At 69.5% G+C, this 15,789-nt stretch carries 14 protein-coding genes; 8 read left to right on the top strand and 6 right to left on the bottom strand.

All coding sequences use genetic code 11. The features are described 5' to 3' along the window. Positions 1-79 precede the first annotated feature (79 nt). The 5 genes from AB0E62_RS24035 (at position 80) to AB0E62_RS24015 (ending at position 7,712) form a co-directional block, all read left to right on the top strand. Positions 80-562, top strand: coding sequence for a hypothetical protein (locus tag AB0E62_RS24035; protein WP_362197326.1), 483 nt, complete (start codon positions 80-82; stop codon positions 560-562). Next, complete coding sequence (locus AB0E62_RS24030; protein ID WP_362197324.1) at positions 559-1,218, top strand: hypothetical protein; 660 nt, start codon at positions 559-561, stop codon at positions 1,216-1,218. The genes AB0E62_RS24035 and AB0E62_RS24030 overlap by 4 nt, the downstream gene beginning before the upstream one ends. Next, on the top strand, positions 1,218-5,906 hold the full coding sequence (locus AB0E62_RS24025) for a putative T7SS-secreted protein (RefSeq protein ID WP_362197321.1): 4,689 nt from the start codon (positions 1,218-1,220) through the stop codon (positions 5,904-5,906). Before AB0E62_RS24030 ends, AB0E62_RS24025 begins: the two co-directional genes overlap by 1 nt. A gap of 27 nt (positions 5,907-5,933) precedes the next feature. Beyond that, a complete protein-coding gene (locus tag AB0E62_RS24020) occupies positions 5,934-6,326 on the top strand; it encodes an Imm50 family immunity protein (protein ID WP_362197319.1) in 393 nt (130 codons plus the stop codon). A gap of 129 nt (positions 6,327-6,455) precedes the next feature. Further along, positions 6,456-7,712, top strand: coding sequence for a DUF1266 domain-containing protein (locus tag AB0E62_RS24015; RefSeq protein ID WP_362197316.1), 1,257 nt, complete (start codon positions 6,456-6,458; stop codon positions 7,710-7,712). An 11-nt stretch (positions 7,713-7,723) separates the two neighbouring features. On the opposite strand, the gene AB0E62_RS24010 is transcribed toward AB0E62_RS24015, so the two are convergent. Further along, positions 7,724-8,134: an ATP-binding protein gene (locus AB0E62_RS24010; protein ID WP_362197313.1), complete on the bottom strand. Its 411-nt coding sequence runs from the start codon at positions 8,132-8,134 to the stop codon at positions 7,724-7,726. 238 nt (positions 8,135-8,372) lie between these two features. Between AB0E62_RS24010 and AB0E62_RS24005 the strand changes: the two genes are divergently transcribed. From AB0E62_RS24005 to AB0E62_RS23995, 3 genes are all read left to right on the top strand, one after another. Beyond that, entirely contained in the window at positions 8,373-9,191 is an 819-nt protein-coding gene (locus AB0E62_RS24005) for a helix-turn-helix transcriptional regulator (RefSeq protein ID WP_362197538.1), read from the top strand. A gap of 8 nt (positions 9,192-9,199) precedes the next feature. Next, entirely contained in the window at positions 9,200-9,418 is a 219-nt protein-coding gene (locus tag AB0E62_RS24000) for a DUF397 domain-containing protein (RefSeq protein ID WP_362197310.1), read from the top strand. Positions 9,419-9,906: 488 nt separating this feature from the next. After that, positions 9,907-11,223 carry a M14 family metallopeptidase gene (locus AB0E62_RS23995; RefSeq protein ID WP_362197307.1) on the top strand — a complete coding sequence of 439 codons (1,317 nt, stop codon included), beginning with the start codon at positions 9,907-9,909 and terminating at the stop codon, positions 11,221-11,223. A 3-nt stretch (positions 11,224-11,226) separates the two neighbouring features. On the opposite strand, the gene AB0E62_RS23990 is transcribed toward AB0E62_RS23995, so the two are convergent. The 5 genes from AB0E62_RS23990 to AB0E62_RS23970 all read right to left on the bottom strand — a co-directional run bounded on the left by AB0E62_RS23990 (position 11,227) and on the right by AB0E62_RS23970 (position 15,686). Further along, positions 11,227-11,790, bottom strand: a complete 564-nt coding sequence (locus tag AB0E62_RS23990) for a hypothetical protein (RefSeq protein WP_362197304.1) — start codon at positions 11,788-11,790, stop codon at positions 11,227-11,229. Between the two features lie 65 nt (positions 11,791-11,855). Next, entirely contained in the window at positions 11,856-13,334 is a 1,479-nt protein-coding gene (locus AB0E62_RS23985) for a gluconate:H+ symporter (protein WP_362197301.1), read from the bottom strand. 116 nt (positions 13,335-13,450) lie between these two features. Beyond that, the gene (locus AB0E62_RS23980; protein WP_362197298.1) at positions 13,451-13,861 is read right to left on the bottom strand and encodes a RidA family protein; all 411 of its coding nucleotides are present in this window, start codon (positions 13,859-13,861) and stop codon (positions 13,451-13,453) included. Then, on the bottom strand, positions 13,858-14,622 hold the full coding sequence (locus AB0E62_RS23975) for an IclR family transcriptional regulator (RefSeq protein WP_362197295.1): 765 nt from the start codon (positions 14,620-14,622) through the stop codon (positions 13,858-13,860). The genes AB0E62_RS23980 and AB0E62_RS23975 overlap by 4 nt, the downstream gene beginning before the upstream one ends. Beyond that, entirely contained in the window at positions 14,619-15,686 is a 1,068-nt protein-coding gene (locus AB0E62_RS23970) for a sugar kinase (protein ID WP_362197535.1), read from the bottom strand. The genes AB0E62_RS23975 and AB0E62_RS23970 overlap by 4 nt, the downstream gene beginning before the upstream one ends. Positions 15,687-15,789: the final 103 nt, after the last annotated feature.

The raw sequence follows: 15,789 nt of genomic DNA, 5'->3' as shown, positions 1-15,789 counted from the left end.
GCCCCGGGGTGGCCGGACTCGATCCCCCGGCCGGCTATCACGTTGAACCCGCCGACAGGGGGGTGTGATGATCCCCGCCATGGCCGAACACGGGGGGACGACCGGCTCGGCGGGGCAGGCGCGCAGGTCACGGTTGTACGACTACGTGGACGCGTCCGAGCCCGGCCGGCAGGAGGAAGCCGAGGGGACCGCACGCGGGAGGCGCGAGTTCGCGGCGCTGCTGGGTGAGTTCCGGCGTACGGCGGTGCTGGTGCCGGTGGGCGAGGACGAAGCGCCTTTGACGGCGGACTTCGGTGGTGTCCGCTGGATCTACGCCTTCTCGGACGAGGGTGCGCTGGCGCGTTTCGCGGTGGCGCGGGGCGCGGGCGCGCGGGAGTGGGTCTATCAGCGGTGGCTGGGGGCTCGGTTGCTGGACGCGGCGGTGCCGGCGGTGGGGGTGCCGTGCGGGGTGGCGCTGGACTGCGCGGACGGGGAGGACGGGGTGCTCTTTGCTCCGGTGCGCGGGATCGTGCCGGACGGGGTGGCGGTGGACGTCGACGGCGGGACGGGGGGCTTGCGGTGAGCGGTGACGGCGGTGGCGGGGGCAAGGACCTGACGACGCAGGGTCTGGATCTGATCGCGAAGGGCCTGACCGAGGCGTTGGGGGAGTTGAAGGAGCTGGGAATGGACAGCCGGGCGGGGGCCGGCCGTGGTTTCTCCGAGCTGGCGTTGTCGGGTCTGGAACTGGGTCATCAGGGTCTGACGGATGAGTTCCAGTCGTTCTGCGAGCGCTGGGAGTGGGGGGTTCGGGCGCTGGTGAACGAGGGGAACGGTTTCGCGGCCGGGACGGGGCTGGCCGCGGGCACGTACTACGAGACGGACCAGTACGTGAAGGGTGCCTTCAAGGTCGCCGGGAACGCTGTGGTGGGCAATCCGTACGCCTCGGAGGAGGAGGTGCAGAAGAGGAGCTGGGGTCAGATCGTGGACTCCGGTTCGGGTGTGGATTACAGCGAGGAGTCGTTCCGGCAGGCGTGGGCGAACAGCAGGCAGGGCTGGAAGGACGCCTCGTACGAGATGCTGACCTCGGACCAAACCGCCCTGCCGGGCCTGGACCGGGGCGAGGTCCAGGAGAGGTTCGGCATCTCGGCCGAGCGGTACGAGGAGATGCTGGCCGAGACCTTCGACCCGTCCCCCGAGGCCCGCGCCCGGGCTGCCGGCCGGCCGGGGGGTGAGGGCTGATGGGGCTTGGGAACATCACCAACAAGCTCCTCAGCGGCGGTGAACACCTGGTCGACGGCGGCAAGAAGCTCGTCGGCAAGGGTGTCGACTACACCACGGACAAGATCGGTGACGGCCTGGACCGGCTCGGGGTGCACGACTGGGCTGATGTGGTGGAGGACTGGGGCGACGGGGTCGCCTCGGATCTGGGGGCGACCCCGGGTGAGCAGCAGCTCGGTGAAAGTGAGGAGGCGGACGAGCTCGTCCACGGCAATGCGGCGAAGATCCGGGAGGCGGCGAAGCACCTGCGGGATTTCCACCGTGCGTTCGACAAGGTCGGCCAGGGGCTGAAGAGGGTCGACTCCTCCGGTTGGAGGGGCGAGGGCGGGGACGCGTTCCGCAAGAAGTTCGGCGTGCACCCGGTCAAGTGGGCGCAGGCCGCCGAGGCGTGTGAGACGGCGGCGGGGGCGCTGGAGTCGTACGCCGACACGGTCACGTGGGCCCAGGGGCAGGCCGAGGAGGCCGTCCGCCTGTACAAGAAGGGCGTGAAGGCGTCCAAGGACGCGTTCGAGGCGCACAAGGAGAAGGTGGCCGCCTACAACGCGAAGGCCGAGGCGGGCGAGGACCCCGGTCCCCGGCCCGCCGAGTTCCAGGACCCCGGCAAGGCCGACGTGCAGGCCGCTCAGCACAAGCTGGCCCAGGCCCGTGAGCAGCGCAACACCGCCGCCACCGAGGCCCAGGCCAAGGTCAGGTCAGCCCTGGCGCACGCACCGGCCGAGCCCCCGCCGCTGGACCGCCTCAAGACCGAGGTGGTGGACGGTTCGCTGGCCGCGAGCATCGAGCTGACACACTTCGGCGGGGGTGTGATCAAGGGCACGGCCGGTCTGGTCACCTTCGTCCGCGGGGTGAACCCCGTCGACCCCTACAACCTCACCCATCCCGCCGCGTACCTGCAGAACGTCAGCATGACCCTCTCCGGCCTGGTCACCACCGCCGCCCACCCGGACCAGGCGGCGAAGGCCATGTGGGACGACTTCCGCAAGGACCCCTCCGAATTCTTCGGCCGCGTCACACCCGAACTCCTGGGAAGCAAGGGCCTCGGCATGGAAGCGGGGCTCGCCAGGAAGGCGGCGGAGGCGGCCCTGACCCGGAGAGCGGCGCAGACCGCGGCCCGGGAGAGCCGGGCGGGGGCGGAGGGCGCGGCCGGGAAGTCGGCCAGGGAAACAGTCGAGAACGACCCGCCGAAGCACTCTCACGACCAGGAGAGCACCAAGGGCTGCGGCGACCCGGTCAACGTGGCCACCGGCAAGATGTACCTGCCGCAGACGGACGTCACGCTCCCCGGCACACTCCCCCTGCTGCTGACCCGCCGGGTGGAGTCCGGTTACCGCCTGGGCCGCTGGTTCGGCCCCTCGTGGTCCTCCACCCTGGACGAGCGCCTGGAGATCGACGCGGAGGGCGTCGTCTACGTCACGGAGGACGGTCTCCTCCTCTCGTACCCCCACCCGGCACCCGGCCTGCCCACCCTGGCGAGCCACGGCCCCCGCCTGCCCCTGGACCGGGTGGACGACGGCTACACGATCACGGACCCGGGCACCGGCCGGGTGCGGCACTTCGCCGACCGTGGCCCCGGTCTGGCGGTCCTGGAACAGATCGATGACCGCAACGGCAACTGGATCACCTTCGAGTACGACACCGAGGGCACCCCGCTCGGCGTGTACACGAGCGCCGGCCAGGGCGTCCGCATCACGACGGAATCGGGCCGCGTCACGGCGTACCACTTGGCGGAGACCGGCGAGGAACTGAAGCGTTTCGGCTACGCGGACGGCAACCTCACGGCGGTCGTGAACTCGTCCGGCCTGCCCCTGCGTTTCGGCTACGACGACCGCGGCCGGGTGACGTCCTGGACGGACACGAACGACCGCGGCTACACCTACGAGTACGACGACCAGGACCGCTGCGTCGCGGAGGCCGGCGAGGCGGGTCACATGGCCCTGCGCCTGAGTTACGGCGACCCGGACCCGGAGACGGGCCTGCGGACGACGACGGTGACGACGGCCGAGGGCCACGCCCGCCGCTACCTCGTCAACGACACCTGGCAGGTGGTGGCGGAGACCGACCCGCTGGGCGCGACCACCCACTACCGCCGGGACCGCCACCACCGCCTGCTGTCCGCGACAGATCCGCTGGGCCACACGACGACGTTCGAGTACGACGGGGCGGGCAACCTCGTCTCGGTCGCCCGCCCGGACGGCCGCGAGACGAGGGCCGAGTACAACACCCTCGGCCTGCCGGTGAAGGTGGTGAACCCGGACGGCACGGTGATCCACCAGACCTACGACGATCGGGGCAATCGCACGTCGGTGACGGACCCGGCCGGCCAGACGACCCGCTTCACCTACACGGAGGCGGGCCACCTGACCTCGGTGACGGACCCGTTAGGCAACACCACCACGGTCGTCTGCGACCGCACGGCCCTCCCCGTGCAGGTGACGGACCCCCTGGGCGCGACCACCCGCTACGAACGCAACGCCCTCGGCCTCCCGACAGCGATCACGGACCCACTCGGCGGTGTCTCCCGTCTGGAGTGGTCGGTCGAAGGACAGCTGACCCGCCGCACGGCCCCCGACGGCACCACGGAGACGTGGACCTACGACGGCGAGGGCAACTGCACCACCCACACCGACCCCCTCGGCGGCGTCACCCGCTTCGAGTACACCCACTTCGACCTACTGTCGGCCCGCACGGGCCCGGACGGCGTCCGCTACGAATTCACCCACGACACCGAGCTGCGCCTGACCAAGGTCACCAACCCGCAGGGTCTGACCTGGACGTACGAGTACGACCCTGCAGGCCACCTGGCCCGGGAAACGGACTTCGACAACCGCACGCTGACGTACGAGTACGACGCGGCAGGCCGTTTGGCGGCACGGCGGAACGCCCTCGGTGAGGAGACGTCGTTCGCCCGCAACGTCCTCGGCCAGGTACTCCGCAAGACCACACCAAACGGCACCACGACCTACGCCTACGACCTGACCGACCAACTCGCCCAGGCGGTCGGCCCGGACGGCACGACTGTGTCCCTCCTGCGCGACCGCCACGGCCGCCTGCGCTCGGAGACGGTCGACGGCCGCACGGTGACGTACACCTACGACGCCCTGGGCCGCCGCACGAGCCGGGTGACCCCGACCGGGGCGAAGACGACGTGGACGTACGACGCGGCGGGCCGCCGCACAGCCATGGTGGCATCGGGCCGCCCGATCGACTTCACGTACGACGAGGCCGGGCACGAACTGAGGCGCCTGGTCGGCGGCACGGTCGGCCTGGAGCACACCTTCGACCCGATGGGCCGCCTGACAACCCAGACGGTGACCGGCGCACAGGGCCAAAGGGTCCAGCACCGGGCATACACCTACCGAGCTGACGGCAACCTGACCGCCATCGAGGACGACCTGTCGGGTCCCCGCCGCTTCGACCTGGACGCGACGGGCAGAGTGACGGCGGTCCACGCGACAGGCTGGACGGAACGCTACGCCTACGACGAAGCAGGCAACCAGACCGAAGCCGCCTGGCCGACAACCCACCCCGGAGCGGAGTCGACGGGCCCCCGCTCCTACACGGGCACCCGCATCACCCGGGCCGGCAACGTCCGCTACGAACACGATGCCCTGGGCCGCATCACCCTGCGCCGGAAGACCCGCCTGTCCCGCAAGCCGGACACCTGGCACTACGAGTGGGACGCCGAGGACCGCCTGACCTCGGTGGTGACACCGGACGGCACCCGCTGGCGCTACACCTACGACCCCCTGGGCCGCCGCACCGCCAAACTCCGCCTGGCCGCAGACGGCGAAACGGTCGTGGAACGGGTGGCCTTCACCTGGGACGGCACCACCCTCTGCGAACAAACCACAACATCCGAAGCCCTCCCCCACCCGATCACCCTCACCTGGGACCACCAGGGCCTACGCCCCCTAGCCCAAACAGAACGCATCACAGCGGCGGAAGCCCCACAGCAGGAGATCGACTCCCGCTTCTTCGCCATCATCACCGACCTCGTAGGCACGCCAACAGAGTTGCTGGACGAACAGGGCGAAATCGCCTGGCACACCCGCAGCACCCTCTGGGGCACAACGGCGTGGTCGACAAACAGCACGACCTACACCCCCCTACGCTTCCCAGGCCAGTACTACGACCCCGAAACGGGCCTCCACTACAACTACTTCCGCCACTACGACCCCGAAACCGCCCGGTACCTGACGGCCGATCCCCTAGGACTCTCACCTGCCCCCAACCCGGTCACTTACGTTCACAACCCGCATACGTGGAGCGACTCGCTCGGCCTGGCGCCGAAGGAAGGATGCGACGAGGGTCCAACACATAAGCGTTCAAGCAGCCGCAATGCTGCTTTCAGGGAAGCAAAACGCGACCTAGACATTCCCATGTCTCAACAGCCGGAGCAGATTCGTATCGTTCCAATGACAGACAGAACGGGGCAGCAGGTAATGGACGCCTCGCATAATCCGGTGATGACGCGAGAATATGTCTACAAGCGAGACGACGGGAGCAGAGTGATCATTCAAGACCATGCGTATGGACATTATTACGGTGAAGGCGGAGTAGGAGATCAGGGGCCACACTTCAACGTCCGCCCGTGGGAAAATCCTCGAACTGGTAAAGTTCCAGGAACCGCACAGCATTATGAGTACTAGTTCTCCAGGAAGGAAGGTCGATTCGGCGTGTCGTGGACCTCTGCACTGAACAACCCACATGGCATTGATGCCGTTTACCAAGGAAGTCCGCCAGAGCTCAACGGAGTTCATGTTCACGAAATTTCTCTGCATGAGGATGGCCCGACACTTAGACTGCGCATCGACCTCCCACTTTACCCCGTTCACCCCCCGCGGAAATGGGCGGCACAAGGCTTCAATACCGTGCAGATTGAAATTTCATTCAGCGGCATCCAAGACATCACCCTGAAGGGCTTCGGAACCAATATCGTTGCAGATATCTCATTGAGTAAGAAACATGGCATCAACGTCGCCGTAACGTCACCTGAAACTCAACTCAAGGCCAGCTCCGAATTCGCCTTCATCTCAAATTTGACGGCTTACACCAACGATCCGACCTGACCGCAAGGCACACAAGCAGAAGACAACGGTATGTGCGTCCGGCTCCTGACGGAGACAGGGCATCCCCCCGGTCAGGACTCGCCAGTACCCTAAGCTCGCCACAGCTGGAACGAGGAGCGGAAGGGTTTCATGTCGTTCGGGCCGCCACCTGCCGGTTTCCCTCCTGTCGCCGCTCCCGCCTGGACTCCGCCCTCGGAGATCGAGCAGGCCCTGTTCGAGGCCAAGGGGCGGGGGGACTGGGCCGCGTACTTCGGCACACTCGCTCAGACGCGGTTGTTCTTCGAGATAGAGAAGGCCGGGGCGGATGCCACGCCCAGGGCCACGTACGCCGTGTTCGGGTACGACCCGCGCGTCGCCGGTGGACGGATCTGGGCCGTGTACACCGAGGGCATGCTGCCTGCCCCGGAGCCGCACCGGGTGTTCGACTGGAACAACCTGGAGTGGTTCGCCAAGGTCTGGCAGCCGACCGACCCGCCGATGATCGTCGTCAATCCGGGGAGCCCCTGCGAGGCGTTCCTGCCGTCCGCCCCGCCGCATTCCGCTGCCTGGGCGCAGTACGGAGAACAGGCCCCGCCGCGGGAACGGTCGATGCGGCTGCGGACCCTCCGCGTCGGCGCGCCCCTGCACGGCCCGGTCGCCCACGGGCTCGCCTGCGGCGCCCTCCTCTGCGTCAACAACGGCTCCTTCTGGAACGGCATGGCCTGGCACGGCACCGGCTATCCGGACGAGCGGAAGCGGCTGAACGAGTGGTGGGGCATCACCACCCGGGAGCAGTGGCAGTACTACCTCCGCGATCTCCTCGCCTGCGAACAGCACAGCTCCGTCTGGGACTTCGCCCTGGGCTTGCGTCGCACCATCGCCCGCGACTTCGGCGGCCACGTCGACGTCGGCTACTGGCGCCAGGCCGCCGCCAACGTCATCCGCGCCAGGTCCGAGGGGTCGGTCGTGGTCGGGGAGGACGGGGTCACCAAGACCGAACCCCGGCCCGCGTCCGAGGTCGAGGCGCACATCGAGGGCGTACAGCGGCTCATCGGGCGCATCACCCGTTACGAGGCCCGGATGCGCGCCGACGGTGTGCTCGACGGCAGCCAGTACGTGTCGTCCGTCGACGCCTGGGATCTCGGCCGCGCCTCGAAGATGGCCCGGTGGGGGCTCGGGGCCCGCCTCGGCACGCTCAAGGAGGCCGAGGCCGCCGTCCTCCAGGCCGGCCGGGCCGCCGCGCTGTCCTACAAGTCCTGGCAGGACTTCTCCGCCGGCTACATCCTCGGCCGCTGCCTCCACTTCGACGACGAGGAGTTCGGTGACTGGTACCAGGACATGGTCTCGGCGCATCGCATTCTGATGTCCGACCCCGGCAGCCCCTGGCTCACGATTCCGTTCCGGTGACGGTCACCTGCTCAGCAGGCGGGCAGCTCGCACCACACGTACTTCCCCCGGTCACCGAACCTGGCCGACGGCTGCCACCCCCAGTACTCCGCGCACGCCATGACCAGCCCCAGCCCCCGCCCCTCCTCCGCCTCCAGCGCCCGCCCCAACGGCACCGGCGGCTCGGGCGGCGCCGGGTCCGTGTCCCACGCCCCGATCCACACCAGCCCCTCCGGCGAACGCCGCACCCGCAATGCCGCCGGGCCCTTCGTGTGCCGCACCGCGTTCGACACCAACTCCGTCGCCAGCAGCTCCGCCGTGTCCGCGAGCGCCGTCAACTCGTGCATCGCCAGGATCACCCGCAGGGTGCGGCGGCACACGGTCACGGCTCTGAGGTCGTTGGGGATGTAGAGCGTGTAGTCCCAGGTCTCGAATCCGGGCATGCGTCATCAACTCCAGCAGGAAGAAGGGGAGATCGCGTCCGGTGGCTTTGCCGCAGGCGTCATGGCAGGACGGTGCGGTGCACTTCCGCAGCGTGTTCTTTACGTCACTGACGGTAGAGCAAAAATTTTTCCTCGCGCAAGCCATCACGTAATCTGACGCTCTAACGGGGCACCGCAACAGGGTGGTTGAGGGTCTGGAGGGCACGTGGCGCCGAGAAGCCAACCCACGGCACGGCAGGTGCGCTTGGGTACCGAGCTGCGCAGGTTGCGGGAGTCGGCCGGCCTGAAGGCCCGGGAAGTGGCCGCGCTGCTCAGTTCGACCTCGGCCCAGATGAGTCAGATCGAAGCAGGTCTGGCAGGCGTCAGTGAGCAGCGGGTACGGCGCCTCGCCGCTCACTACGCCTGCGCGGACGGCGCGTTGATCGAGGCGTTGGTCGCGATGGCCGCCGACCGGACGCGCGGCTGGTGGGAGGAGTACCGAGGCGTGCTGCCTCCGGTGTTCCTGGACGTCGCCGAGACCGAGCATCACGGCACGTTCCTGCGTGAGGTCGTCACCAGCCACATCCCAGGTCTGCTCCAGACCCCGGACTACGCTCGTGCCGTCTTCGGCTACATGGTCCCGGAGCTTCCGGCGAGCGAACTCATGCCTCGGGTGGAGCACCGGATAGGTCGCAGGGCCGTACTGGAACGTGAGGCGCCGGTCCCCTACGAGACGGTCATCCACGAGGCAGCACTGCGCATCCTGGTATCAACCCGGCGAGTCGCCCGGACCCAGCTTCAGAAAGTGCTGGAGGAGATCGAGCACGGGCGGGTCACTGTGCGCGTCATCCCGTTCTCGAGAGAGGGGTTCGCCGGGGCCGGAATCGAGATGATGTACGTGGGCGGTCCACTCCCCCGGCTGGACACGGTGCTGCGCGACGCCCCTCACGGCACCGCCTTCATCGATGCCGAATCCCAGCTGGCACGCTTCCGGGACCTGCTCAATAAGGTGGGCAAGGCAGCACTGCAACCCGTGGAGTCACGGGATTTCATCCACCGCTTGACCAAGGAGCTGTGAGGCGACCGATGACCCAGGACGTCCGCTGGCGCAAGTCGTCCTACTCCGGCGGAGGCGACGGCAATACCTGCGTCGAAGTCGCCCACACCCACCCCCACATATCCATCCGCGACTCCAAAGCCCCCACCCGGGCCACCCTCACCTTCCCCGCCACCGCCTTCGCGCCGTTCATCGAGGCGCTGAAGGCCGGCTCCCCGGCCGGGCCGGACGGATGCCTCCCGGGCTGAGGGAGGCGCTGGATGCCACAGGGGGCCGATGCCAGGTTGTCGATCCACTCGGTGGAGGAGAGGGAGGCGACGGCCGCCGTCTGCGTCGTCCGGTGCGTAGGGGGCGTGGCGCGGACCGGGCAGCGGTTCGCGGTCGAACCGTACGACGCGCCGACGGTGACTCTTGAGGAGATCCTCCGGTACGCACGGCCGGTGGAGTTCGTGGATCCCCCGCACAACGCCAAGGTCCGGCTGACGGGCGAGGCGGTCGGCCTGCTGGTGCGCGGAGCCGTCGTCACCGCCGTCCTCGGCGAGCAGGCCACTGGAACGGCCGGTTTCGGTCGGGCCCTCGCCGATGCCCTTGACCTGTACATGCCCTGCCCTCACCATGAGCGCCGACCCGCACAGCAAGCCCACAGCGGACCCACAGGGCCCCACGAACGGCCCCCAGAGGTTCGTATCCGCACGTCGCACGGGAACACCCCCTCCAACCCCCACAAGGAGCGTTCATGCGACTACGCAAACGGGCCGCCGGGCTCGGTGCGCTGCTGGCCCTCGCGCTCGCTGCGCCGGTATCCGCCGGGCTCGACCAGGCCGGCGCCGACAGTGTGCGCAAGGTCCGGGCGGCCGATGACGACATCCGGCAGTACGAGATCCATCAGCGCACCAACCCCGTGACCCGTACGGCCATCCAGTCGGCCGGGGTCACCGTGGACGAGGCCGACGAGGAGAGTGTCGTCGTCTCCGGGCGGGAGGAGCAGATCCGAAAGCTCCGCCGGATGGGGTACGACGTCCAGCCCCTGGGGGCCGCTCCCCAGCGCGGGCAGGTCCGGCTCTACGACTTCCCCAGCGCCGACGCGAAGTACCACAACTACGCCGAGGCCAACGCCGAGATCGACCAGCGTCTCGCCGCCTACCCGGGCATCATGAGCAAGCGGGTGATCGGGAAGTCGTACCAGGGGCGGGACATCGTCGCCATCAAGGTCAGCGACAACGTCGGCACCGACGAGAACGAGCCCGAGGTGCTGTTCACCGCGCACCAGCACGCCCGGGAGCACCTGACCGTGGAGATGGCCCTCTACCTGCTGCGCGAACTCGGCGCGGGGTACGGGACCGACTCACGGATCACCGGCCTCGTCGACAGCCGTGAGATCTGGATCGTGCCCGATCTGAACCCGGACGGCGGCGAGTACGACATCGCCAGCGGGTCGTACCGGTCGTGGCGGAAGAACCGGCAGCCCAACTCCGGCTCCACGAACGTGGGGACGGACCTGAACAGGAACTGGAACTACAAGTGGGGCTGCTGCGGCGGGTCGTCCGGGTCCACGTCGTCCGAGACGTACCGCGGGTCCGCCGCCGAGTCCGCGCCCGAGGTGAAGGTCGTCGCCGACTTCGTGCGCGGCCGGGTCGTCGGCGGCAAGCAGCAGATCACGGCCGGGATCGACTTCCACACCTACAGCGAGCTGGTGTTGTGGCCGTTCGGCTGGACCTACTCGGACACCGCCACCGGGATGACCGCCGACGACGCCGCCGCGTTCCAGGCCGTCGGGCGGAAGATGGCCGCGAGCAACGGGTACACCGCCGAGCAGTCCAGCGATCTGTACATCACGGACGGCACGATCGACGACTATCTGTGGGGGACGCAGAAGATCTTCAGCTACACCTTCGAGATGTACCCGACGTCGTCCTCCGGGGGCGGGTTCTACCCGCCCGACGAAGTCATCGAGCGGGAGACCTCCCGGAACAGGGACGCCGTGTTGCAGCTGCTGGAGAACGCCGACTGCATGTACCGGTCGATCGGCAAGGCCGCCCAGTACTGCTCCTGACGGCTACGCCTCCTCGAAGTAGGCGTCGAGCACCGCGTCCAGCCGCTCGTCCCACTCCTTGAAGCGCGCCCTGGCCGGCGCCTCGATCTCGATCGGGAACCAGCGTCGGTCAGGAGTGTGCACGGTGACCGTGAAACGCTTGCCGAAGCGGGCCGTCTCCGTCTCCACCGCCGCGATCTCGTCCCAGCGGAACTCGCAGGCCTCCTCGTCCAGGCTGAGGCGGACGCCCCTGCGGTCCGCGACGATCCGCGCCCGGCGGTCCGCCGCCTCGAAGACCGGTCCGTCGCCGTCCCCGGATTCCGGTGATTCCCCGACGGAATCGCCGGGCGTCTCCGCTGACGCCTCCGCGACGGTTTCCCCAGCCTCCTCGATGACCTCCTCGGCGGCCTCCGGGCCCGACGGCTCCTTGGACACCGGACCCGCCTCGGCCGGCGCCGGCGCCGTGATCCCCGGGACGAAGGCCGGGTCGAAACCGGCACCCAACACCGGCTCGACCTTCAACGGCTCGGCCTTGGGCGGCTCTCCGGCCCCGGACGGCTTGCTGCTCGATCCTATGCGCTGCTCCACGGCGGCAGTATGGACGACTTCCCTGTGCCGTAACCAGTCAGCCCACGAACACGCCGGGGAACCGGTCAGCTCACGAACACCCCGGCCACCGCCGCCACCGCGAACCCCGCCAGCGACAACACCGACTCCAGCACCGTCCAGCTGCGCAGCGTGTCCCGTTCGCTGATGCCGAAGTACTTGGCCACCATCCAGAAGCCGCCGTCGTTGACGTGCGAGGCGAAGATGGAGCCCGCCGAGATGGCCATGATGACGAGCGCGGCGAACGCCTGCGAGTGCCGGCCCTCCGCCAGCAGCGGGGCCACGATGCCCGCCGTCGTCACAATCGCCACCGTCGCCGAGCCCTGCGCCACCCGCAGTACGAGCGCGATCAGGTAGGCCAGGACGATCACCGGCAGGCCGACGCCGTGGAAGGTGTCCGACAGGGCCTGGGCGACCCCGCCGGCCTTCAGTACGGCGCCGAAGATCCCGCCCGCGCCGACCACCAGCAGGATGTTGCCGACCGGCTTCAGGGAGGCGGTCGACACCGTCTCCAGCGACTTGCGCGACCAGCCGCGGCGGATGCCCAGGAGGTAGTAGGCGAGGAGCAGGGCGAGAGTGAGGGCGACGAAGGGGTTGCCGAAGAACTCCAGGACCGAGCGCGTCGGGGAGGGGTCCAGGGCGATCGAGGAGAACGTGGCCGCCAGGATGAGGAGCAGCGGGGTGCCGATGATGGTCAGGACCGTGGCCAGGGGGACCGGGGTCTCCCTCGGTGTCACGCCCTGCGCGCGCTGCTCGGCCGCCACCGCCCGCTTCGCCTCCTCGGCCGCCTCCGCCATGTCCTGCGGCACGGGCACGAAGATCCGCTTTCCGGCCCAGGCGGCGTACGCCCAGGCGGCCAGTACGGCGGGCAGGCCGCAGAGGATGCCCATGAGGACGACCCAGCCGAGCTGGACGTGCAGCAGTCCGGCGGCGGCGACCGGGCCGGGGTGCGGCGGCAGGAAGGCGTGGGTCATGGACAGGCCGGCGAGCAGCGGGAGGCAGTAGAGGAGCACCGACTTGCCGGAACGTTTCGCTGCCGCGTAGACGATCGGGGCCAGGACGAAGATGCCCACGTCGAAGAAGACCGGGATGCCGAACAGCAGGCCGGTCAGGCCCATGGCGAGGGGGGCCCGCTTCTCGCCGAACAGGGCCAGCAGGCGGGAGGCCAGCACCTCGGCGCCGCCGCTGACTTCCAGGATCGCGCCGAGCATCGTGCCGAGGCCGATGATGATGGCGACGTGGCCGAGGATGCCGCCCATGCCGGACTCGATGGTGGAGACGGCGTCGGAGCGCTGGACGGTGCCGAAGAGTTCGGTGACCGAGAGGCCGGCCAGCAGGCCGACGGCTATGGAGACGGCGAGCAGGGCCACGAAGGGCTGGAGCCGGACCTTGATGATCAGGAAGAGCAGCAGGGCCATGCCGAGGGCGGCGACCGTGAGCAGGCCGGGTGTGCCGTCGATCAGGAGGAGCAGGCCCCCGGTGTGGGGTGGCGCGGTGGGCGTGGGGGCGGCGAGCGGGAAGGACATACGGGGGTCCTCTTCGTAAATGCATGGTGCTTTCGGGCAGGGAGGAGCGCGGCACGGCACCCCGGGGGGTGCCGTGCCGTGCGGACGTACGGACGGGAAGGGGAGGTCGGTGCGCGTCAGCCCAGGACGGCGAGCGCGTCGATCTCGATGAGGAGGCCGGCCGGCAGACCGACGTAGACCGTCGTGCGGGCGGCGGGCGGCTGGGTGAGGCCCTGCTCCTCGAAGTAGGCGTTGTAGAGGTCGTTCATCTCGGCGAAGTGGTCCACGTCCGTGAGGTAGACGCGGATCATCATCACGTCGTCCCAGGTGGCGCCGCCCTCCTCCAGGATCGCCTTGACGTTGGCGAGGGTCTGGAGGGTCTGCTCGCGCAGGGTGGGGCCGGCCGGCGTCGGGGGCTTGCCCTCCTCGGCGGGCAGGAAGCCGACCTGGCCGGCGACCTGGAGGATGTTGCCCTTCCGCACGCCGTGCGAGAACTTCGCGGGCGGGGTGGTGTGGGTCTTGGGGGTGAGCGCGGTCTTCTCGGTCATGCGGGGGTGCCCTTCACTGGCGTTCTTCCGGAGTACTCGCCGCTGATGGCGTCCGCCGTGCGGCGGACCAGCGGGAGCAGGCTGAGGAGTTCCTCGGCGGTGACGACCACGTTCGGCGCGGAGACCGACATGGCGGCGACCACCCGGCCGTCGGCGCCGCGCACGGGGGCGGCGACGCAGTTGATGGACTCCTCGTGGCCACCGAGGTCGGTGGCCCAGCCCTGTTCGCGCACCGTGGCCAGTTCCTTGAGGAAGGCCTCGGCGTGGGGGGTCGAACGGGGCGTGTAGAGGGGGTAGTCGAGCTGCTCGGCGAGGACACGGCGCTCGGGTTCGGGCAGGTCGGCGAGGAGCAGCTTGGCGACGGCGGCGACGGTGATGGCCACCGGCTTGCCGATCCGGGAGTACATGCGGACCGGGTAGCGGCTCTCCACCTTGTCGATGTACAGCACCTCGTTCTCCTCGTACACGGCGAGGTGGACGGTGTGGCCGCACTGTTCGTTGAGCCGTACGAGGTGGGGGTGCGCGATCTCGCGGATGTCGAGGTTCTCCATCGCCTCCTGGGCGAGCGCGAAGAGACGGGCGCCGAGGCGGTAGCGCTGGTCGGACTGACGGTATACCAGGCCGTGTTCGTGCAGGGTGCGCAGCAGGCGCAGGGCGGTGGACTTGTGCACGCCGAGGCGGTCGGCGACCTGCCCGAGGTCGGCGGGGCCCTCGGCGAGCAGCGGCAGGATGCTCAGGGCGCGGTCGACGGTCTGACTCATGGGGTGTTCGCCTCCTCTTCGGCCTGCTCGGCCTGTGTCCAGCCGGGGCCGAGTCGAAGTCTCCCCCATGCGTCGTCGTCCAGGGCGGCGAGCCGGTCGGCGTGGTCGCGGGCGGGGGGTGCGGCCAGGTCGCCCGGGGTGGTGAGAGTGGCGGCGGCGAAGAGGTGGCCGTACCTCAGGCGGGTCTTGACGGGAAGTCCGCGCAGGGTGGCGGAGAGGAAGCCGGCGGCGAAGGCGTCCCCGGCGCCGGTGGTGGCCACGACGGCGGTGTGCAGGGCGGGCCGGAAGGTGGCGTCGGGCCGGTCCCGGGTGAAGGCCGTGGCGCCGCGCGCTCCCTCCTTCACGACCAGCACGTGCGGCTCGGGCAGCAGCCTGCGGACGGCGGCCGGTCCGCCGGTGATCCCCCAGGCGGGGGCCGCCTCGTCGGCGCCCACGAACACGATGTCCGCGCGCCGGGCCAGTTCCAGCAGGACGTCGGCGCCCTCGCCGTCCCGCCACAGCCCGGGCCGGTGGTTGACGTCGAAGGACACCAGCGGGCGTCCGGGGCCGGGGGCCGTCAGCTCGTACAGCAGTTCCCGGCACTCGGCCGACAGCGCGGCCGTGATCCCGGACAGGTGCAGCACCCGGGCCGCGCGGGCCGCCGTCAGGTCCACGTTCCGTACGGACATCGCGGAGGCGGCCGATCCGGCCCGGTAGTACGCCACCTCGTGCGCGCCGGTCCCCCGGTCCCCGGCGGTGCGGAAGTACACGCCGGTGGGCCGGCCGGGGTCCCGGCGGACGGCGGTGACGTCGACGCCGTACCCGGCGATCCGTTCCACCAGGTGGTCGCCGAAGCCGTCCGCGCCGACCCGGCTGATCCAGCGCGCGGTGTGCCCGGACGCGGCCAGGGCGCACGCGACGTTGGACTCGGCGCCGCCGATGGCCCGGTGGAAGGAGGGGACGTCGGCGAGGCGGCCGGGGCGGCCGGGCAGGAAGGTGATCATGGACTCGCCGAGCGCCGCCACGTCCACGTCCGTGACGGTCCGCGGGGGCGGGTCGACCGAGGCGTAAGCAGCGTCGTTGATGATGACTCCTCGCCAGGGCTGCGGATCCGTTGACCCGGTGTTCGGCGAGATGCTAGACACCACTAAGCACAAGACGCAATGGTTGTTGCAGAGAACGCAACGC

The sequence above is a fragment of the Streptomyces sp. NPDC038707 genome (assembly GCF_040636485.1).
Taxonomy (GTDB): Bacteria; Actinomycetota; Actinomycetes; order Streptomycetales; family Streptomycetaceae; genus Streptomyces.
Note: the sequence above shows the minus strand (reverse complement) of the source record. Positions and strands in the feature narration are given on the sequence as shown.